The 19,228-nt window shown below is 64.4% G+C and carries 15 protein-coding genes; 10 read left to right on the top strand and 5 right to left on the bottom strand.

The annotated features are described in order from the left end of the window. Positions 1-43 precede the first annotated feature (43 nt). The 3 genes from ACWGS8_RS20250 to ACWGS8_RS20240 are packed head-to-tail and all read right to left on the bottom strand — an operon-like array spanning position 44 to position 4,886. Positions 44-529, bottom strand: coding sequence for an acetone carboxylase subunit gamma (locus ACWGS8_RS20250; protein ID WP_454582576.1), 486 nt, complete (start codon positions 527-529; stop codon positions 44-46). Continuing rightward, the gene (locus ACWGS8_RS20245) at positions 526-2,730 is read right to left on the bottom strand and encodes a hydantoinase B/oxoprolinase family protein (RefSeq protein WP_454582575.1); all 2,205 of its coding nucleotides are present in this window, start codon (positions 2,728-2,730) and stop codon (positions 526-528) included. The genes ACWGS8_RS20250 and ACWGS8_RS20245 overlap by 4 nt, the downstream gene beginning before the upstream one ends. 14 nt (positions 2,731-2,744) lie before the next feature. Then, positions 2,745-4,886, bottom strand: a complete 2,142-nt coding sequence (locus ACWGS8_RS20240) for a hydantoinase/oxoprolinase family protein (RefSeq protein ID WP_454582574.1) — start codon at positions 4,884-4,886, stop codon at positions 2,745-2,747. 110 nt (positions 4,887-4,996) lie between these two features. Between ACWGS8_RS20240 and ACWGS8_RS20235 the strand changes: the two genes are divergently transcribed. The 5 genes from ACWGS8_RS20235 (at position 4,997) to ACWGS8_RS20215 (ending at position 11,090) form a co-directional block, all read left to right on the top strand. Beyond that, positions 4,997-5,761 carry a helix-turn-helix transcriptional regulator gene (locus ACWGS8_RS20235; RefSeq protein WP_454582573.1) on the top strand — a complete coding sequence of 255 codons (765 nt, stop codon included), beginning with the start codon at positions 4,997-4,999 and terminating at the stop codon, positions 5,759-5,761. Between the two features lie 103 nt (positions 5,762-5,864). Continuing rightward, complete coding sequence (locus ACWGS8_RS20230) at positions 5,865-6,614, top strand: SDR family NAD(P)-dependent oxidoreductase (protein ID WP_454582572.1); 750 nt, start codon at positions 5,865-5,867, stop codon at positions 6,612-6,614. A 230-nt stretch (positions 6,615-6,844) separates the two neighbouring features. Beyond that, on the top strand, positions 6,845-8,194 hold the full coding sequence (locus ACWGS8_RS20225; protein WP_454582571.1) for a glucoamylase family protein: 1,350 nt from the start codon (positions 6,845-6,847) through the stop codon (positions 8,192-8,194). After that, the gene (locus tag ACWGS8_RS20220; protein WP_454582570.1) at positions 8,184-9,713 is read left to right on the top strand and encodes a mercuric reductase; all 1,530 of its coding nucleotides are present in this window, start codon (positions 8,184-8,186) and stop codon (positions 9,711-9,713) included. Before ACWGS8_RS20225 ends, ACWGS8_RS20220 begins: the two co-directional genes overlap by 11 nt. Positions 9,714-10,073: 360 nt before the next feature. Further along, positions 10,074-11,090, top strand: a complete 1,017-nt coding sequence (locus ACWGS8_RS20215; RefSeq protein ID WP_454582569.1) for a glycosyltransferase family 4 protein — start codon at positions 10,074-10,076, stop codon at positions 11,088-11,090. A 105-nt stretch (positions 11,091-11,195) separates the two neighbouring features. Here ACWGS8_RS20215 and ACWGS8_RS20210 read toward each other — a convergent pair whose 3' ends face one another. Together ACWGS8_RS20210 and ACWGS8_RS20205 are read right to left on the bottom strand one after the other, a co-directional pair. Beyond that, positions 11,196-11,750 carry a DUF1349 domain-containing protein gene (locus ACWGS8_RS20210; RefSeq protein ID WP_454582658.1) on the bottom strand — a complete coding sequence of 185 codons (555 nt, stop codon included), beginning with the start codon at positions 11,748-11,750 and terminating at the stop codon, positions 11,196-11,198. A gap of 75 nt (positions 11,751-11,825) precedes the next feature. Next, positions 11,826-13,265, bottom strand: coding sequence for an aldehyde dehydrogenase family protein (locus ACWGS8_RS20205; protein ID WP_454582568.1), 1,440 nt, complete (start codon positions 13,263-13,265; stop codon positions 11,826-11,828). 242 nt (positions 13,266-13,507) lie between these two features. Between ACWGS8_RS20205 and ACWGS8_RS20200 the strand changes: the two genes are divergently transcribed. The 5 genes from ACWGS8_RS20200 (at position 13,508) to ACWGS8_RS20180 (ending at position 19,202) form a co-directional block, all read left to right on the top strand. Further along, positions 13,508-14,167, top strand: a complete 660-nt coding sequence (locus tag ACWGS8_RS20200; protein ID WP_454582567.1) for a TetR/AcrR family transcriptional regulator — start codon at positions 13,508-13,510, stop codon at positions 14,165-14,167. 94 nt (positions 14,168-14,261) lie between these two features. Continuing rightward, complete coding sequence (locus tag ACWGS8_RS20195) at positions 14,262-15,515, top strand: sarcosine oxidase subunit beta (protein WP_454582566.1); 1,254 nt, start codon at positions 14,262-14,264, stop codon at positions 15,513-15,515. Positions 15,516-15,524: 9 nt separating this feature from the next. Next, entirely contained in the window at positions 15,525-15,791 is a 267-nt protein-coding gene (locus tag ACWGS8_RS20190) for a sarcosine oxidase subunit delta (RefSeq protein WP_454582565.1), read from the top strand. Then, complete coding sequence (locus tag ACWGS8_RS20185; RefSeq protein ID WP_454582564.1) at positions 15,788-18,667, top strand: sarcosine oxidase subunit alpha family protein; 2,880 nt, start codon at positions 15,788-15,790, stop codon at positions 18,665-18,667. Before ACWGS8_RS20190 ends, ACWGS8_RS20185 begins: the two co-directional genes overlap by 4 nt. Beyond that, positions 18,660-19,202: a hypothetical protein gene (locus ACWGS8_RS20180; RefSeq protein ID WP_454582563.1), complete on the top strand. Its 543-nt coding sequence runs from the start codon at positions 18,660-18,662 to the stop codon at positions 19,200-19,202. The genes ACWGS8_RS20185 and ACWGS8_RS20180 overlap by 8 nt, the downstream gene beginning before the upstream one ends. Positions 19,203-19,228 lie beyond the last annotated feature (26 nt).

The raw sequence follows: 19,228 nt of genomic DNA, 5'->3' as shown, positions 1-19,228 counted from the left end.
CGGCAGGCAATCAGGTTCCGGAGTATTTGTCGACGCCGTTCACCTAAAGCGGCTTGCCCAGCCATTCGCGATAGAAGCCTTCGAGATCGGGCTGGAAATCGTGCACGATGGGATAGCCGGGGGCAGCCGCTTCCACCTCGTGCATGGTGCCGCACTCCGGGCAGATGAATTCGCGGATCTCCATCCATTGCGGATCGGGGATATCGCTGTTGGGATAGATTTCGCGCAGCGTCTCCTCGGTGTTGCGCACGATGATCGAAGCCTTGAGTTTCCAGTTCTTGCGGTAGTCGCCGAAGGAATGACCGCATTCGCATTTCGTCACGCGCTCGTCGCCGCTCTGGCAGATGAAGAGGTGATCCGAGACCGGCAGCAGGATCGGGTCCTTCCAGCCGACACGGTCCTGCAGCACCGCGACATACTTGAAAAAGCGGTCGTCATCCTTGTAGGCGCTCATGACGCGGCGCGTCTGCGGCCAGGGCAAAGTGCCCGCGACCAGATCGGCGATGGCTTCCTTGCTGTACGAGGTCATGGCTTTGCTCCCGGCATGAAGATCGATTTGGCGTCGACGTTCCAGAAATCGCTGAATTCCCTGGTGAAGCGCGACGACAGCTTGATCGCGCTGGCATACATTTTCTTCACTTCCGGAGCGAAATCGGCCTTTTCGACACGGCCGCGTTCGGTGGCGATCCACTCGGAGACCGGCCTTGCCCGCGCAAGCCGCCTGGCGCGCATTTCGGCGCGGTGGCGCTTGGTGGCCTCGAGGTTGGCGACGGGATAGCCGTCCTCGTCCTCATCGAGCATGATGCCGAAAATGCCCTCGGCCGCTTCCTTGGTCAGATAGCCGTTCTCGACATCCGCCGCCGTCTTGAGCGGATCGCGCTCCAGCACGTCGCCATAACCGCCGCCGCCATTGTAGGAATGGGTGAAGACGTCGCCGGTCTTGTGCGGGGCGGTGATGTAAGGGCCCTCCATCGTCACATGCTCGCCCTGCAGCCGCAGTTCGAGTTCCGAGCGATGCGGGTTGGTGCCGGTGTGATGCGCCAGCGGCGCCCGCTTTTCCGCGAGTTCGAAGATGTTGCTATCGCGCACCGCGCGGTGCTTCTGGCAAGTCGGCGCCGGATAGCCGCCGCACATGCCGCCATTGTCGAACACGCGGGAGGAATGCTCAGAAGTAACCAGCCTGAGGTGGTCGGTCTTGCTGACCAGCCAGGTCGAGACGAAGGAGCAGCCGCCGCGATATTTGCCGGCGCCGCCGGAATTGGGAACGATCGAGCGGCCGATATAGACCATCGGCATGTTCTGTTCCCAGATCTCGATATTGCCCATGTCTGATTCGGGGTTCCAGCCGACATAGGCGGTGTCCAGCCCATCCTTGATCGCCAGCGCGCCGGAGCCGGCGGCGGCGCATTCGAAATGCGCCATGCCGAACAGCTTGCCGTACTGGCTGGTGCCGCCCATCTCGATCATCGGACTGTTGACCTGGCCGACGAAGGCTTCCTCGACAAACCCGCGCCCGATGAAGGAGCGCGACAACAGCCGCTGGAACACGCCATAGGCCGGCAGCAGCAAGGCCCATGAGGTGGCGGTCGCCACCATCTCATTGTCCGGGTTGGTCCATGTGCCATGCGGCAGTTTCAGCTCGGTCGCCATCCAGGCGCCGTCATTGACCAGGCCTTCGAAATTCATGTGCTGGGTCAAGGTGACGAACATGCCGCCATCCATGCCGGCCGGCGTGCAGTTCATCGAATGGTAGCCCCAGGGCTGCGTGCCCTCGAAATCCATGATGATCTTGCCGTCGGTGGTGATCTCCATCTCGATCGGCATGTTGTAGAGCCAGTCGGGATCGCCGAGCGGCTGGTAGCCCGGCTTGCCCTTGGTGACATGGCCGTAGAAAGTGTGGCCTCGATAGATGCCGGGCACGGTGAGCTGGCGCGTGCGGGCGAGCTGGGCACGGCGGCCTTCCTCGATGAACTCCTTCGAGACCTGCATCCAGTAGTCCAGGCCGATCTCGTCGATCAGCGCCTTGACGCTTTCGCGCATGTCGATGCAGGAGGCGACCTTGGCCTTCTCGTCGAGCACCCAGTAGATCGGCATGCGCAAATTGCGCTCGCAGCGGATGACATAGTCTCGACGGATCTCGTCATTCTCGCCGACCTTTTCGGCGCAGACGAACAGGCCCTCGGTGAAGCGCTCCTGGGCCAGCGCCACGTCACCGCCGGGGGTGATGCCGCCGGCCTCGAGCTCGTGGCAGACCGCGCCCGCCCAGCCGACCAGTTTGCCGGAATGGAAGATCGGCACAACGTCCATGACATCGGGCACCTGAACGGTGCCGATGAAGGCATCGTTGTTGGCGAAGATGTCGCCGTCGCGGATGCAGGGGTTCTCCTCATAGCCGTTGCGGATCATCCATTTGATGAAGCGGCTCATCGTGTGCACATGCACCATGATGCCGTTGGAGAGAGCGATCGCATCGCCTTCCGGCGTATAGATGGCGACGACCATTTCGCCGACTTCGCGCACGCCCGGCGAAGCCGAGATGCGGCGGGCCATTTCGCGCGCCGAGACGCAATAGGCGCGCAGCTTGGTGTGCAGCGTCTCGAATTTCAGCGGATCCTGGTTGCGCAGCTGCAAGTCGGTGATGCCGTCATAGCAGCCGGTCTCTTCCATGAGCCGTTCGGATTCGATCAGCCGTTCGCGGATGCGCAGCGCGGAGGCGGGTTTGTCCAGCATGGCGTTCGCCCTTCTCAAGCGTGGGTGTAGTGCAGCAGCGTCCATTCATCGACATGGACACGGTCCTGCGGATGAACGACGAGCGTGGTGGCGGGATGTTCGATGATGGCCGGGCCGATGACCTCGTGACCAGGCTGCAGAAGGTCCATCTCGTAGAGATTGGCCTTGTGCCAGCGGCCGCCAATATAGGCCTCGCGCACGCCCTTGTGGGCGAACGTCGGATCCGACTTGCCGAGCGGGCGCTTGAGCAGCACCGGCTTGACCTTGTCGGCGGTGGCGATCAGCCCAAGCTCGGTGATGGAGAAGCCGGCTTCGCCATAGCGCGAAACGCGATGGTTGACCTTGGCGTAGACCGCCTCGAACTCGTCGATGACCCTGCGCATGTCGTCGGTCGATTGGATGGCCGGCAGCGGCGCCATCACCTCGACGTCCTCGAGTTGGCCGGTGTAGCGCATCATCAGGAACGGCACGGTCTTGATCTTATCGCGCGCATGGCCGTCCACGATCATTTCGTCGACCGCCGCCTTGGTGAGGTCGTCCCAGACGGCAGTGACCTTCCTGCCGAAGGCGAGCAGCTCGTCGTCGCTGGCCCGCGCACCGATGTCGTGCTGCGTCGACACGGAGTGGCGGCGCATGAAATCGGCGGTGGTGCAGCCGAAGGCCGAGAAGGCGGCGGCGAACTGGAAGGTGATGATGTCCTTGAAGCCGATGCCCCTGGAGCAGCCGGCGAGATGCAGCGGACCCGAGCCGCCATAGGAGAGCAGGGTGAATTCCGAGGGGTGGATGCCCTGGCCGGAGATGACGCGGCGCAGCGCGTTGTTGGCGTCGGCTTCCAGCATGTCGATCATGCCTTCGGCGGCTTCCTCCACTCCAACGCCAAGCAGGCGCGCGCATTTTTCCTCGAAAGCGGCCCTGGCCTTCTCGACCTGCAGCACGACCTTGCCGCCGAGGAAATAATGCGGGTTGAGGCGGCCGAGGATGGCGTCGCAATCGGCGATGGTCGGGTCGGTGCCGCCCTTGGCGAAGCAGATCGGGCCGGGATCGGAGCCAGCACTTTCCGGCCCGAGCGAGACTTTCTTGGTCAGCGGATCGACTTTCAGGATCATGCCAGCGCCGGCGCCGATCGTGTCGAGATGCAGCGTCGGCACGTTGAGCTTGAAGCGGTCCATCAACGGCTCATTCTCGATCCGCGTCTGGCCGCGGGTGATGACGCCCATGTCGAAGGAGGTGCCGCCCATATCCGAGCAAATCAGCGAGTCGTTGCCGATCAGCTTGCCGACATAGGCCGCACCCAGGATGCCGCCGATCGGGCCGGAGATCATCGTCTCATGCAGGCGCGGATGGTTGATCGATGTCAGGCCGCCGAAGGAGAGCAGCGTCTGCACGCCATATTTGAAGCCGTATTTCCTGGAGACGTCCTCGATGCCCTTGAGCTGCTTGCGGCCGCGCGAGGTAGCATAGGCCTCGATCAGCACCGAGTTCAGCCGCGACTGTTCGCGGATGACCGGGCGGACCTCGTGGCTGGTATAGACGAGGATGTCGGCGCCGGCCTTGGCGATCTCCTCGCGGCAGATCTCGGCGATGCGCTTCTCGTGCACCGGATTGACGTGCGAGAAGATGGTCATGATGCAGATCGCCTCGACCTTGTCGGCGATCAGCTTCCTGGCGGCGGCAGCGACCTCGTGCTCGTAGAGCGGCAGGATGATGTCGCCGAACTGGTCGATGCGCTCGGTGACGCCATGGGTGCGGCGGCGTGGCACCAGCGGGTCGGGATGCTGGTGTGTCACCGCATGCAGCCGGTCGGCGTAGGAATAATCCGCCCAGGCCTGCAGGCCGCGGCCCATCAGGATCATGTCTTCCAGGCCCTTGGTGGTGATGAGGCCAAGCCGGCGGCCAGTGCGCGACAACAGCGTGTTGAGCATGCCGGTGCCGGAATAGAGCACGACGTTGACGCCGGAGAACAGCTGCTCCAGCGAGATGCCCCAGGCATCGGCCGCATCCTCGGCCGAGGCGAGGAAACCTTCCGCCTCGTTCTTCGGCGTGGTCGCAGACTTGCCGATCTTGAAGTGGCCGTCCTGATCGACAAGGATCGTGTCGGTCATGGTGCCGCCGGCGTCGATGCCGATGACGATGGGGTTGGTAGTGATCTGGTCCACGGGTCGCTTCCCCTCTTCGAGAATGACCGCAGGCTAGATTCGATCGCGCGGATCGCGCCATATGCCTAAAGACACAATGACCGCGCGGCGCGGTTCGCCGAGAAAAGGGCATGCGCATGGGCAACATCTGGACGCCGCTGGCCAAGGCGATCGCCGCCACCGGCACCGCCCGGCATGTCGACTGCCTGATCGACCTGATCGGCGCCGACATTGCGCACGATTTGGTGACGGTCACCCGGTACTCGGCGACCAAGACGCCCGAATTCGTCAAGCACCGGCGCTTCTCGGACGAGATGGTGCGGCGCTATCTCGACAATTACTACGTCTTCGACCCGTTTTATGCCTCGTGGCGACGCGAGCGCCGTCTCGGCATCCTGCCGGGACTGGCCGACGAAGAAGCCAAGCGTGGCCAGTATATAGCCGGCTTCCTGGCGCAGTCGGAAATCTGCGACGAGGTCGGCATCATGCTGGCCGATGGCGGCGACTGGTGCCTCGGCATCTTCCTCGACCGTTCGAGCAGTTCGTTCAAGGACAGCGAGATCGCGCTCTTGGACGAGCGGCTGCCGGTATTCGAGGCGCTGCACGCGCTCGACATCAAGGCGCGCGGCAGCGACTTTTCACGCACCTCGGCCCCGACTGGCCCCGGCGCTTCGCCGCAGCAGAAGCCGACCATTCCGGCGAGCCTGTGGCCGGAACTGTCGCTGCGCGAGCGGGAGCTGGTGCAGCTGATCCTCGCCGGTCATCCGACAGCCAACATCGCCGAGCGTCTCGGCATCACCGTCGGTACCGTCAAGAACCACCGCCGACGCATCTACGAGAAGCTCGACATCACCACCGAGCGGGAGTTGTTCCTGCAGTTTTTTCAGCATCGATAGCACCCCCTGCTGGCCTACCAATATCCCGTTCGGCGAGCCCGATCCCGCCTTGAACTTGGTTGCGGTTGACTTCACATTCGCCACCGATTGGGAGGAAGACCATATGCCGAACTTTGCAGGACGCTTCGCGGGCCGGTCAGCTGTCATCACCGGCGGAGCCTCGGGTATCGGCCTGGCGGTCGCGCAAAGGATCGTCGAGGAAGGTGGACGCGTCAGCGTCTGGGACCGCGATCGGGCCCAGATCGAACAAGCGAAAACCGTCATCCCCGGCCTGCACGGTTTTGCCATTGACGTCGCCGATGCCGCCGGCGTCGAAGGCGCCGCCGCTCGGACGATCGAGGCGCTTGGCGGCGTCGACATCCTGGTGACCAGCGCGGCCATCACCGGACCGAACATGACGACATGGGCCTATTCGACCGAGGACTGGCAGAAGGTCATCGACATCAACATCAACGGCGTCTTCTACTGCAACAGGGCGCTGGTGCCGCATATGCTCGAGCGCAATTATGGCCGCATCGTCAACATCGCCTCGATCGCCGGCAAGGAAGGCAATCCCAACGCTTCCGCCTACAGCACGTCCAAAGCCGCCGTGATCGGCCTGACCAAGTCGCTCGGCAAGGAACTGGCCAAGACCAAGGTGACTGTGAATTGCGTGACGCCGGCGGCCGTGCGCACCGCGATCTTCAGGCAGATGAAACAGGAGCACATCGACTTCATGCTGTCCAAGATACCGATGGCGCGCTTCGGCGAGGTCGAGGAAGTGGCGGCGCTGATCTGCTGGATCGCCTCGGAAGAATGCTCGTTCACGACCGCCGCCGTCTTCGACGTCTCCGGCGGCCGCGCCACGTATTGACCCGGGCCGGAACATCCCCACATTGGCCGGTGCGACTACAATTACGCGTGACGAGGCAACGATCCGAACTGGACACGCGTATAGTCACTGGCGTTTGAATGGGCGGCGACAGAACAGGATTTGCGGGAAAGCCATGACACGACGTGACAGTTTGGCGATGACCCATCGCCGCCGTACCGGCGCCGCGCGATCGACGGAGGCCGCGGCCAACAGGCTGGAGATTGCATCGCTTGCCTGAAGCAGATCCCGCAGCGCTGTCCGATGACGACCTCCTGGACCGCTATCAACGCGCCGCCTTCGGCTATTTCCTCGAGAACGTGAACCCCGACAACGGGCTGGTCGCCGACACGTCGCGGCCGAACTCGCCGGCCAGCATCGCCGTCGTCGGTTTTGCGCTGTCCTGTTATCCGATCGGCGTCGAACGCGGCTGGATGCCGCGCGCGGCAGCGGTGGAACTGACGCTTGCGGCGCTGCGTTTCTTCTCGGCCAGCCCCCAAAACGGTGGTGACGAGGTCACCGGCCATAAGGGTTTCTACTACCACTTCCTCGACATGCGCACAGGCTTGCGCGTCTGGCGTTGCGAGCTGTCGATGGTGGATACCGCCTTGCTGATGGCCGGCATATTGGTGGCCGGCGCCTATTTCTCCGGCGGGGACGAGAGGGAGGCCGAGATCCGGCGGCTGGCCGAAACGCTCTACAGGCGCGTCGACTGGCGCTGGGCGCAAGGCAGCAGCCCGACCTTGCGGCAAGGCTGGAAGCCGAAGAGCGGCTTTCTCCACTATGGCTGGGAAGGCTATAATGAGGCGACCATCCTCTACGTGCTGTCGATGGCCTCGCCGGACAGCCCGACTTCCGACGACAGTTACGAAGCCTGGACGGCGACCTACCAGTGGGAAAACATCTACGGCCATGACGTGCTCTATGGCGGCCCGCTGTTCATGCACCAATTCTCGCATGCCTGGATCGATTTCGCCGGCATCCGCGACGCGTTCATGCGCGAGAAGAACTCGGACTATTTCGAAAACAGCCGCCGCTCGACCTATCTCCACCGGGACTATGCCCGCCACAACCCCTATGGCTTCGACGGCTATGGCGAGAACCTTTGGGGCCTTTCGGCGGGGGACGGGCCGGGCGGCTTCCGCGCCAGTGTGCAGCGGCGGAGGCACAGGTTTTCGGGCTATGCAGCGCGCGGCGCACCGTTCGGGCCGGATGACGGGACGATCGCACCATGGTCCTATCCGGCGTCGCTGCCTTTCGCGCCTGACATCTGCCTGGCCGCCATGCGTCATCTCGGCGAGCGCTATCCCGAGGTGATCGACAATTTCCGCCTGCCGAGCGGCTTCAATCCGACCTTGGCCAACCGGCGAAAATTCGGCCGCGACGGCTGGGTGTCGGAAGGCCATTACGGGCTGGACCAGGGCATCGTGGTGATGATGATCGAGAACCACCGCTCGCGCCAGATCTGGGAGCTGATGCGATCCAATCTCCACATCCGCCGCGGCCTGGACAGAGCGGGCTTCGCCGGCGGCTGGCTGGCACAGCCGGCAGGCTCCAAATCAGGGGCCAATGATGGCGCGTGAACAGACAAAGGCAGCCTCCTTCCCTGTCGACCGCAATGACGTCGAACTGATCCGAGGCGCGCATCCGCCGCACTGGAAGAACCCTACGCCCGACGGCCCTTATAATCTCGTCGTCATCGGCGCCGGACCGGCCGGGCTGACTGCGGCGCGTGACGCCGCAAGCCTTGGCGCAAAGGTCGCACTGATCGAGCGCGGGCTGATCGGCGGCGCCTGCATCAATGTCGGCGGCATCCCGTCGAAGTCGATCATCCGCACGGCCAGGCTTTATGCCGATATGCGCGATGCCGAGAATTTCGGCGGCGACACGCCAGCGCGTCTTCCCGTCGACTTCGAGCGGGCCATGATGCGGATGCGGCAGATCCGGCAGCGGCTCAGCCGCGCCGATTCGGCCGCGGCCATCACAGCCGAAGGCATCGACCTCTATTTCGGCGAAGCGCGCTTTGACGGACCGGACACGGTTGAAGTCGCCGGCAAGACGCTGCATTTCAAGAAGGCCCTGGTCGCGACCGGCGCGCATCCGAGCGGGCCGGCGATCCCCGGACTTGCCGAGGCCGGCTATCTCGACAATGAGAGCATGTTCAACCTCACCCAGCGTCCTGAGCGGCTCCTGGTCATCGGCGGCGGTCCGCTTGGCTGCGAGACCGCGCAGGCCTTCTGCCTGCTCGGCGCGAAGGTCATCCTGGCGCAGAGCGATCCGATGTTCCTGCCCGGCGAGGAACGCGACGCCGCGCAGATCCTTTCGGACGCGCTGGCGCGCGAGGGGGTGGAGGTGCGCCTAAACACCGAAGTGGTGGCGGTGCGCAAGGAAGGCGGCAAGAAGCTCGCCGACCTTTTGCGGGACGGAGACACGACAACGATCTCCGTTGACGAAATCATCACCGGCGTCGGCCGTTCGCCCAATGTCAGCGGTCTCGGCCTGGAAGAGGCCGGGGTGGTGTATGACGCCAACGGCATCAAGGTGGACGATCACCTGAGGACCACGAATCCGCACATCTACGCGGCGGGCGATGTGTGCCTGGAATACAAGTTCACCCATACCGCCGAGGCAACCGCACGCATTGTCGTGCGCAACGCCCTGTTTCGCGGGCGCGAAAGGCTCAGCGACCTCGTCGTTCCCTGGTGCACCTATACCGATCCGGAGATCGCCCATGTCGGGCTCTACCCGATCGAGGCGCGGCAGAACGGCATTCCGGTCAAGACCTATACGGTGCTGATGCATGATGTCGCCCGCGCCGTGATGGACGGCGAGGAGGAAGGGTTCGTCAAGATCCATGTCCGGGAGGGATCCGACCGCATCCTGGGGGCGACAGTCGTCGCCAGCCATGCCGGCGAGATGATCAATGCGGTGACACTTGCAATCAGGTCGGGCATGGGATTGCACGCCCTGGCCGACGTCATCCACCCCTTCCCGACGCAGGCACAAGGCATCAAGATGGCCGGCGATGCCTACAGGCGAACCCGGTTCACCTCCTTGCGCAGGCGTCTGGCGGCGCGCTGGCTGGCCTGGTCGAGGCGATGAGCCTGGCCGCGCGCCGAGGACTCGGGACGACAGTATTCAAAATATACAGCGCTTGACGAAAGCCTTGTTCAGCTAAACAAGGTGGCGCTTGTGATCACGGAATCGCTCTGAATGCCATCTGATTTAGGCCCCCTGCCTGGCACAACGCCCCAGGCGTCCGCATTGAACGGCGCGCCGGCTGCCGGCCAGCCCGAGCGGGCGGCCCAGAAGCGTACGCTGGTCGTGTCGCACGACCCGGGCTTTCCGCCGGCTTCAGGTGCGGATCTGAGAAACTATCGCAATGCCGAAGCGGCCGCCAGGTTCGGACCGGTCTGCCTGGTTTCGGTGAAGCCGAACAAAGCAGCGAATGCGCCTGATCCATTGATCCGGGTCGAGGCGCTGTCGATCGAGGGGGAGCCCCGCACGGCCTCGATCGGTTGGTGGCGCTCCAGGGCGGAGAATCGCATACCGCGTTCCGCGCTGACGCGGCTTGAGACGTTCGTCCGTGAATTCCGCCCCGACACCATCATTGTCGAGGGCGTCGGCCTGTTCAAGCTGCTGCGGCCCCTGCGGCCGCTGGCGGAGCAGCTCATTCTCGATATGCACAATGTCGAGTCCGACCTGGCCGGACAGATCAAGCGCCTCAGTGCCAAGCGAAGCGCGGCAGCATTCAGCGTCCGGCTCCTCGAGAGAAAAGCACTGTCACTGGTCGACAGGGTATGGGTCTGCTCGAACCTGGATCGCCAGAAGCTGATGACGCTTTCCCGACACAAGATCCCGATCGACGTTGTTCCGAACGGAATTCCGCAAACCGGGGACGGTCTCGCGCGCCTGCCCGCCGAGCCGTCGACCGGCAACGGCTTTCCGGTGATCGTGTTCATAGGCCATCTCGCCTACCCGCCAAACATCGATGCTGCGCAGCGATTGGCCAGCGTCATATTGCCCCGTATCCGAAACGCCCTGCCGGATGCCAGGCTTGTCCTGGCCGGACGCACCCCGAGGCCGGAAGTCCGGGCATTGGCCGGATTGCCTGGTGTGGAGCTCATCGAAGATCCCGCGGATGTGGCGCCGCTGTTGTCCAGCGCGCATCTCACCATCGTCCCGCTGACGGCGGGCGGCGGCACACGCATCAAGATCCTGGAAGCAATGGCCGCGGGCGTGCCGGTGGTCGCCACGCCGATCGCGGCCGAAGGCCTGGACCTGGTCGAAAATGATGAGGTGCTGCTGTCTCAATCCGACGAAACGCTCGCCGAGATGGCCATCGGACTCTGTCTCGATCCCCAACGCAGGGCGCGGCAACGCCTTCGGGCACATCAGGCGGTATGGGCAAGGTTCGGCCTGCAAGCGATCCGCGATGCCGTTCGTGACGGGCTTGGACCAAACGGCGCCGCTGGATGATTCCGGCAATCCTGCACCAGACCTGGAAGAGCGACGCCATTCCCGCGCGCAACGGTTGGCCTAGACAACGGTCGCGGCCGCAATGTCCCGGTCCCGGCCGGAACGTCAGTCGTGGAGTTCCCGTGAAATCGGCGGCCCGACCGAAAATCCGGAGAATGTGACCTCGAAACCCTCGCGCTGCGGCGAACAGCACATCATGCCGACATCGACGGTTTTCGAGACCGGGAAATAGGCGAGCCGCACAGGCTTCCAGTGACCGTCGGTAACGTCGAGATACTGGACGCGGATCGCCTCGCCGTGGCGGGTCAGGCGGATGCTGACGCCGTTCGGACCGGCATGAATGGCCACCAGCGACCAGTCCGATGTGTCGTTGGTGACGACGACGGAGAAATAGGCAAGGCCGTCGGTGTATTCGATGCCGGCCTTGATCCAATGCGTTTCGCTGAGCCGGACCATCAGTCCGGCCTGGTCATAGAGCACCTTGTAGTCGCCCTTGACGGTGACTTCGGCGGTGAAGTCGCCCGCAACTGGCCGATGCAGGAAATGGCCATTGTCACGCCAGAACCATAGAAGGTCTCGCGCCAAAAATCGGTCTTCTTGCCGGTGCGCACGCGCACCGCATCGCCGTCGACGGCGTGATGCGGCGGCGGGTTGAGCCAGGTCAGGTCCTGCAAGGTCATTGCCTCACACCGATTCCCTAGTGAAGGTTCGCCGGCCCGACAGGCCGGCGCCCAATCAGCCGGCGAATGTATAGGCGGTCTTCACCGTGGTGTAGAACTCCATGGCATAGCGGCCCTGTTCTCGCGGGCCGTAGCTCGAGCCCTTGCGGCCACCGAAGGGAACATGAAAATCGACTCCCGCCGTCGGCAGGTTGACCATCACCATGCCGGCCTCCGAATTGCGCTTGAAGTGAGTGGCGTGCTTGAGGCTCGTGGTGCAGATGCCCGAGGTGAGCCCGAAGGGGGTGTCGTTGGCGACGGCAAGCGCCTCGTCATAATCCTTGACGCGGATGACGCTGGCGACGGGGCCGAAAATCTCCTCGCGCGAGCTGCGCATGGCGTTGGTGGCCTCGGTCAGCAGGGCCGGGCTGAGATAGAAGCCCGGCGTCTTGCGGTCGAGCCGTTCGCCGCCGAAGGCGAGCGTGGCGCCTTCCCTGACGCCGATGGCGATATAATCCTCGTCCTGCTTCAGCTGGGTCGCGTCGACGACCGGGCCGATCTGGGTCTGCGCATCGAGTGCATCGCCGATCACCAGTTTGCCCATCCGCTCCTTCAGCGCCTCGACGAAACGGTCATGGATACCTTCGGTCACGATCAGCCTGGAGGAGGCGGTGCAGCGCTGGCCGGTCGAGAAGAAGGCGCCGTTGAGCGCGCAATCCACGGCGACCGCGAGATCGGCGTCGTCGAGCACGACCAGCGGGTTCTTGCCGCCCATTTCGAGCTGGAACTTGCGCATATGCTCGACACTTGCCGCGGCGACGCGTTTTCCCGTGCCGACCGAACCGGTGAAAGTGATGGCGTTGATATCGTGGCTGTCGAGCATCGCCTGTCCGACCACCGAGCCCTTGCCCATCACGAGGTTGAGCACACCCTTGGGCAGGCCGGCGCGATGCAGGATATCGACGATGGACCAGGCGCTTTCCGGAACCAGCTCGGCCGGCTTGAAGACGACGGTGTTGCCGTGCGCCAGCGCCGGTGCGATCTTCCAGGCCGGGATGGCGATGGGGAAATTCCAAGGCGTGATGATGCCGACCACGCCGACAGCCTCGCGGGTGATTTCGACGCCGACGCCCGGCCGCACGCTTGGCACCATCTCTCCGGTCAGGCGCAATGTTTCGCCGGCAAAGAAATCGAATATCTGGGCCGCGCGGATTGTCTCGCCAATGCCTTCGGCCAGCGTCTTGCCTTCCTCACGCGCCAGATTGCGGCCGATCTCGTCCTTGCGCGCCATGATCTCGTCGGAGGCCTTCTTCAGCACCGCGTGACGTGCCAATGGACCGGAGCGGGACCATGAAGGAAACGCCGCCTTGGCGGCCGCGATGGCCTGGTTGGCCTGTTCGACCCCGGCCGAGGCATATTCGCCGACGACGTCGCCGGTGTCCGAAGGGTTGATGTTGCGGGAGCCGGCGTCGCCGACCCATTCGCCATCGATGAGGTTCTTTCGAAACTGTGCCATATCTGGTCTTTCCTGCTGGTTGGCCGCGCGGCGGCATCTGTGTGTGGACTGGTATTTGCCAGACAAATGCCTTGCGGGAAAGCACGCACTGGTCGAACAGCCGCGACAAAAATCCCCGGACCAGCCGTTACAGCCAATCTGGCTGGTATCCGCGGAGCTTTATTCCCGACCAGGCGAATTGCCCTGCACACCTATGTCCATAGCCTTGATTTGGCTGATGCGGCGTGTCATGCGTCGTACCGATGGCGGCACTCGAAACGACGATCCAGCGCGCCGGCGCCACCGGCAACATCAAGGCCACGCGTGAAGACTGGCTGAAGCTGGCGCTTGAGACACTGATCTCGGATGGTGTCGAACGCGTCCGCGTGCTGACGCTCGGTCAGCAGCTCGATGTCTCGCGCTCCAGCTTCTATTGGTATTTCAAAAGCCGCCAGGATCTGCTCGACCAGTTGCTGGACTATTGGCGGCAGACCAACACAAGGTACGTCGTCGAGCGCGCCTCGCGGCCTTCCGCGACCGTCATCCGCGGCGTGATGAGCATCTTCGAATGCTGGGTCGATGAGAGGCTGTTCGATCCCCGGCTGGACTTCGCGATCAGGGCCTGGGCCCGCCGTTCGCCAGCAATCCGGCGCGCGCTCGACGAGGCCGACGAAGAGCGCGTCAATGCCATACGCGACATGTTCAAGCGCCATGGCTATGAGGAAGAGGACGCATTCGTGCGCGCTCGCGTCCTCTATTTCATGCAGATCGGCTATTACTCACTTGAGCTCAACGAACCGATGAGCAGCCGCCTGGCTCAGGTCGCCTTGTATCTGCGCAGCTTCACCGGCCAGGAGCCTTCGGCGGAGGACGTCGAGGAGTTCTCGCGCTACGTCGAGGCGACGATTTCGCGCAAACGTTAGCACCGTCCCTGCGCGCAAGAACGACGCCTCAACTAGACATATATGTACAATACCATTACGCTTACCCCCTGAACCCAGCCTTGCCCGGCACGCCATGACCCGTCATTATTCCGCTTTGTCGCTGTTCAAGGAAGGCCTGGCCGGCCAGACCGGCTGGAAGCAGGCCTGGCGCTCGCCTGAGCCGAAGCCGTCCTATGACGCGATCGTCATCGGCGGCGGCGGCCATGGGCTGGCGACGGCCTATTACCTGGCCAAAAATCACAACATCTCCAAGGTCGCCGTGCTGGAAAAGGGCTGGATCGGCGGCGGCAATACCGGTCGCAACACCACCGTGGTGCGCTCCAACTATTATTATCCGCAAAGCGTCGAGCTCTACGGGCTGGCGCACCGGCTCTATGAAGGCCTGTCGAAGGATTTGAACTACAACGTCATGCTGTCGCAGCGCGGCATGGTCAATCTCTGCCATTCGACCGCTGAGATGGAGATCGGCGCGCGCACCGTCAACGCCATGCGGATCAACGGCATCGATGCCGAGTTGTTTTCATCGGAGGATGTGCGGCGCGTGGCGCCGATCTATAATTTCTCCCCAGATGCGCGTTTCCCCGTGTTCGGCGGCATCTGGCAGGGTCGCGCCGGCACCGCCCGCCATGACGCGGTCGCCTGGGGCTATGCGCGGGCGGCGAACCGGCTCGGCGTCGACATCATTCAGAATTGCGAGATTACCGATTTCATCGTCGAAGGCGGCCGCTGCCGCGGCGTGCAGACGACGCGCGGCACGATCCGCGCCGACCGCATCGGCATGGCGGTGGCCGGGCATTCCTCGGTGCTGGCGGCCAAGGCCGGCTTCCGGCTACCGATCAATTCCTATGCGCTGCAGGCGTGCGTTTCCGAGCCGGTCAAGCCGATCCTCGACACGGTGGTGCTGTCGCCCGGCTGCGGCGTCTATGTCAGCCAGTCGGACAAGGGCGAGATCGTCATCGGCGGCGGGCTCGATCGCATCCCCTCCTACGCGCAGCGCGGCAATCTGCCAACGCTGGAAACCGTTATCGCCGGCCTTCTAGAAATGTTCCCGATCTTCGGCCAGTTGAAGCTGATGCGGCAATGGGCCGGTATTGTCGATGTCGTGCCGGACTCCTCGCCGATCATCGGTCCCTCGCCGCTGCCCAACCTCTTCCTCAATTGCGGCTGGGGCACGGGCGGCTTCAAGGCCATTCCCGCCGGCGGCACGCTGCTGGCAAACCTGCTGGCGACCGGCAAGCACAACGACATCAGCCGCCCCTTCGATCTCGATCGCTTCGCCAGCGGGCGGCTGATCGATGAAGCAGCCGGCTCCGGCATCGCGCACTGAGGTTTCTTGATGCAGCTTTTCCCTTGCCCGTTCTGCGGCCCGCGCGACGAGACCGAATTCCACTATAGCGGCGATGCCGGCAATGCCAGGCCGGATGGCGCCGAGGTGCCGATCGAGCGCTGGGCCGGATATCTGTATCTGCGCGGCAATCCAAAGGGCAAGGCGCGCGAAATCTGGGTGCATATGAGCTGCGGTGAGTTCTTCGTCATGGAGCGTGACACCGTCACGCACAAGGTGCTGTCGTCGACCGCCCTTGGCGGGGAGCACACGGCGTGAGCGCCTCGCGTCTCGCCACCGGCGGCAGCGCCATCGACCGCTCGCGGCCGATCCGCTTCAGCTTCGACGGCGCCACCGTGGAAGGCTTTGCCGGCGATACAATCGCTTCGGCACTGCTCGCCAATGATGTCGCGATCGTCGGTCGCAGCTTCAAATACCACCGGCCGCGCGGCATCTGGGGCGCCGGCGTCGAGGAGCCGAACGCGCTGGTCGATGTCGGCGGCCCACAGGCGACGCCGAACACGCGCGCCACGACCGAGCCGGCACGCGAGGGGCTGGTGGCGAAAAGCGTCAATGCGACTCCCAACGCGCTGGCCGACCGCAACGCCTTCCTCGACCGTTTCTCGCGCTTCATTCCGGCGGCGTTCTACTACAAGACCTTCATGTGGCCGGACTGGCACATGTTCGAGCCGCGCATCCGGGCCATGGCCGGGCTGGGCAAGGTCGATAAGGAATGGACCTCGCCGGGCACGGCTGACCAGATCAACCATCATTGCGACGTGCTGGTGGTCGGCGGGGGGCCGGCCGGACTGGCGGCGGCCAGGCTGGCTGCCGGCGCGGGCCTCTCCGCCACGCTGGTCGACGACCAGCGCAAACCGGGCGGATCGCTCGGCCATCGCGCCGGCGAGATCGACGGCAAGCCGGCTTCCATGTGGATCGAGGGGACGGTTGCGCAACTTACCTCAGGCGGTCACCTGATCCTGCCTTCGACCACCGCCTTCGGCATTTACGACCACAATCTGGTCGGGCTGAACCAGCGTCATTTCGACGGTCGGCGCGACACGCTGTGGCGGGTCCGGCCGCGCTGGATCGTGCTGGCGACCGGCGCCATCGAGCGGCCATTGCCCTTCGCCAACAACGACCTGCCCGGCATCCTGTCGGCGGATGCGGCGCTCGCCTATCTCAGGCGTCACGCTGTGCTGGTCGGCCGGCGCGTCGTCGTCGCGACCAACAATGACAGTGCTTACGAGGTCGCGGCAGCGTTGGCCGAGGCTGGCGCCGACGTCACGCTGGTCGATGTCAGGCGTGACGGCATGCCCGCCACCAAGGTGCGACTGGTCAAAGGGCGCGCGCTCGCCTCCGCCAAGGGCAGGCTGCGCGTCGAGGGCGTGACGCTGGATGACGGCACCAGGCTCGACGCCGATTGCGTGCTGGTCTCGGGCGGCTGGACGCCGACCATCCACCTGTTCGGCCAAGCCAAGGGCAAGCTCGCCTGGAGCGAGGCCCGCGCCGCCTTCCTGCCGGGCGATCCCGCCGACGGCATTTCCGTTGCCGGTGCGGCAGCAGGTTCGGTCTCGTTGTCGGAAGTGTTTGCCGGCGTGCAGAAAGCTGTTGCGTCGCTTGGTCCGACGAAGGCTGCCCTACCGCGCAGCACGGGAGCGGAGGCGACTGGCGGCATCGTCGCAGCATGGCCGGTACCCGGTTCGAAAGGACGCATCTGGATCGACTACCAGAACGACGTGACGGTGAAGGACGTCGAGCTGGCGGCGCGCGAAAACTTCGTTTCGGTCGAGCACCTGAAGCGCTACACCACGCTCGGCATGGCAACCGACCAGGGCAAGACCTCCAACCTGCCCGGCCTGGCGCTGATGGCCGCGATCACCCGCCGCACCGTGCCGGAGATCGGCACCACCACCTACCGTCCGCCCTTCACGCCGGTGCCGCTGGCAAGCCTTGCCGGCGCGCGTGCCGGGGAATTGATGGCGCCGGTACGCCGGCTGCCGCTGGAGAGCGTGCATCGTGCCAGCGGTGCGGTCTTCCAGGAATATGGCGGCTGGCTGCGGCCTGCCCATTATGGCGGGCGCGGCGCCGATGCGGATCGCGCCATCCAGGACGAGGCGTTGCGCGCGCGCCGGTCGGTCGCGCTGTTCGACGGTTCGACACTCGGCAAGATCGAGGTGATCGGGCCGAAGGCCGCCGCATTCGTCGATTTCCTCTACTACAACACCATGTCGACGCTGAAGCCGGGCCGCTGCCGCTATGGCTTCATGCTGTCGGAGAACGGCGTGGTCTTCGACGACGGCGTGCTGGTGCGGCTGGACGAGCATCGCTTCGTCGTGTCGTGCTCGTCCTCGCATGTCGCGGCGGTGCACGCCCGGCTGGAGGAATGGCGCCAGGACCGCTTTGGCCGTGACGCCGTCTATATCCACAACGCCACATCGGACATGGCGACGCTGACCGTCTCCGGACCGAATGCCCGCAAGCTGCTCGAAACGGTCGATCTTGGCCTCTCGCTCGACGATGGCGATCTGCCGCATATGGCGATCGGCCATTGCGCCTATGGCGGTAACGAGGTCCGCATCGCGCGGGTCAGCTTCACGGGCGACAGGACCTATGAAATCTCGATCCGCGCCGATCGCGCCGAGCCGTTATGGGCGGATCTGCGCCAGGCCGGGCAGGCATTCGATGCCGTCATCATCGGTCTCGAAGCGCTGATGATCCTGCGTGCCGAAAAAGGCTTCATCGTCATCGGAAAAGATACTGACGGCACAACGCTGCCGCACGACCTCGGCAGCGAAGGCCCCCGCGTTAAACGCCAGACCGAATATGTCGGCCGCCGTTCGCTGTTTACCGAGGAGGCCTCGCGCGGCGATCGCCTGCAGCTTGTCGGCCTGACGGTGCCGTCCGGCGAAGCGCCGCTGCCAACCGGCGCGCATGGCATCAAACGGGAGGATGGCAGGCTGCGCAGCCAGGGTTTCGTCACCTCGAGCTACCAGAGCCCGACGCTAGGCCGGCCCATCGCGCTCGGCCTGATCGAGCGCGGTGCGGCCCGCCATGGCGAGACGATCGAAATCCAGCATCTCGGCAAGGTCAGGACGGCGACGATCGCCGCGCCTTGCGCCTTCGATCCGGCAGGAGACCGGCTCCATGCGTGATCTCGCGGAAAAATGGTCCGTTCCACCGGACTGGCGGAACGCCACCCTTGAAGTGCCGGGGCTCAAAATGGGCGCGGTTGCCGGGTGGCACCAACGCCTGGTCAGCGGCGACCTTGCCGCGTGGGCCGAGGCTTCCGGCTTCGATGGACCGGCAGTCGGGGCATTCGGCCTGGCGGAAGGCGTAAGCTATTCGGTGCGCCTGGCGCGCGACCGCCTGCTTGCCGTGTCCACCACACCCATCGGCATGGCCACCGGGTGGTTCTCCGAGGGGTTCGCGGTGACGGAGATCAGCGCCGGATTGCAGCTGTTCGAGGTCGATGGCCCGGCGCTTGATGCCATCATCGCACGCGGGACGACGCTCAACCCTGCTGGGCCGCCAAGCGCCAGTTCAATGCTTTCCTTCGCCGGCATCAACGCCATCGTGTACCGCCATCAGCGCTGCCTGCGCATCCATGTCGATCGTGGCCTCGCCGCCTATCTCTGGACATGGATGGAAACAGCCGCCGCCAACATCGCCGCCGGATCTCAGAATTAGCCGGCCACGACAACGCCGGACTGGCC

The organism is Mesorhizobium sp. 43Arga, assembly GCF_053714255.1.
The sequence above is the reverse complement of the archived record's forward strand: the minus strand, read 5'-3'. Positions and strand labels throughout refer to the sequence as shown.

What these genes read in the sequence shown, in the direction of transcription:
- ACWGS8_RS20250 (WP_454582576.1), bottom strand. Translation starts at nt 529, where the DNA reads ATGACCTCGTACAGCAAGGAAGCCATCGCCGATCTGGTCGCGGGCACT.
- ACWGS8_RS20245 (WP_454582575.1), bottom strand. Translation starts at nt 2,730, where the DNA reads ATGCTGGACAAACCCGCCTCCGCGCTGCGCATCCGCGAACGGCTGATC.
- ACWGS8_RS20235 (WP_454582573.1), top strand. Translation starts at nt 4,997, where the DNA reads ATGCGCATGGGCAACATCTGGACGCCGCTGGCCAAGGCGATCGCCGCC.
- ACWGS8_RS20230 (WP_454582572.1), top strand. Translation starts at nt 5,865, where the DNA reads ATGCCGAACTTTGCAGGACGCTTCGCGGGCCGGTCAGCTGTCATCACC.
- ACWGS8_RS20220 (WP_454582570.1), top strand. Translation starts at nt 8,184, where the DNA reads ATGGCGCGTGAACAGACAAAGGCAGCCTCCTTCCCTGTCGACCGCAAT.
- ACWGS8_RS20205 (WP_454582568.1), bottom strand. Translation starts at nt 13,265, where the DNA reads ATGGCACAGTTTCGAAAGAACCTCATCGATGGCGAATGGGTCGGCGAC.
- ACWGS8_RS20200 (WP_454582567.1), top strand. Translation starts at nt 13,508, where the DNA reads ATGGCGGCACTCGAAACGACGATCCAGCGCGCCGGCGCCACCGGCAAC.
- ACWGS8_RS20195 (WP_454582566.1), top strand. Translation starts at nt 14,262, where the DNA reads ATGACCCGTCATTATTCCGCTTTGTCGCTGTTCAAGGAAGGCCTGGCC.
- ACWGS8_RS20190 (WP_454582565.1), top strand. Translation starts at nt 15,525, where the DNA reads ATGCAGCTTTTCCCTTGCCCGTTCTGCGGCCCGCGCGACGAGACCGAA.
- ACWGS8_RS20180 (WP_454582563.1), top strand. Translation starts at nt 18,660, where the DNA reads ATGCGTGATCTCGCGGAAAAATGGTCCGTTCCACCGGACTGGCGGAAC.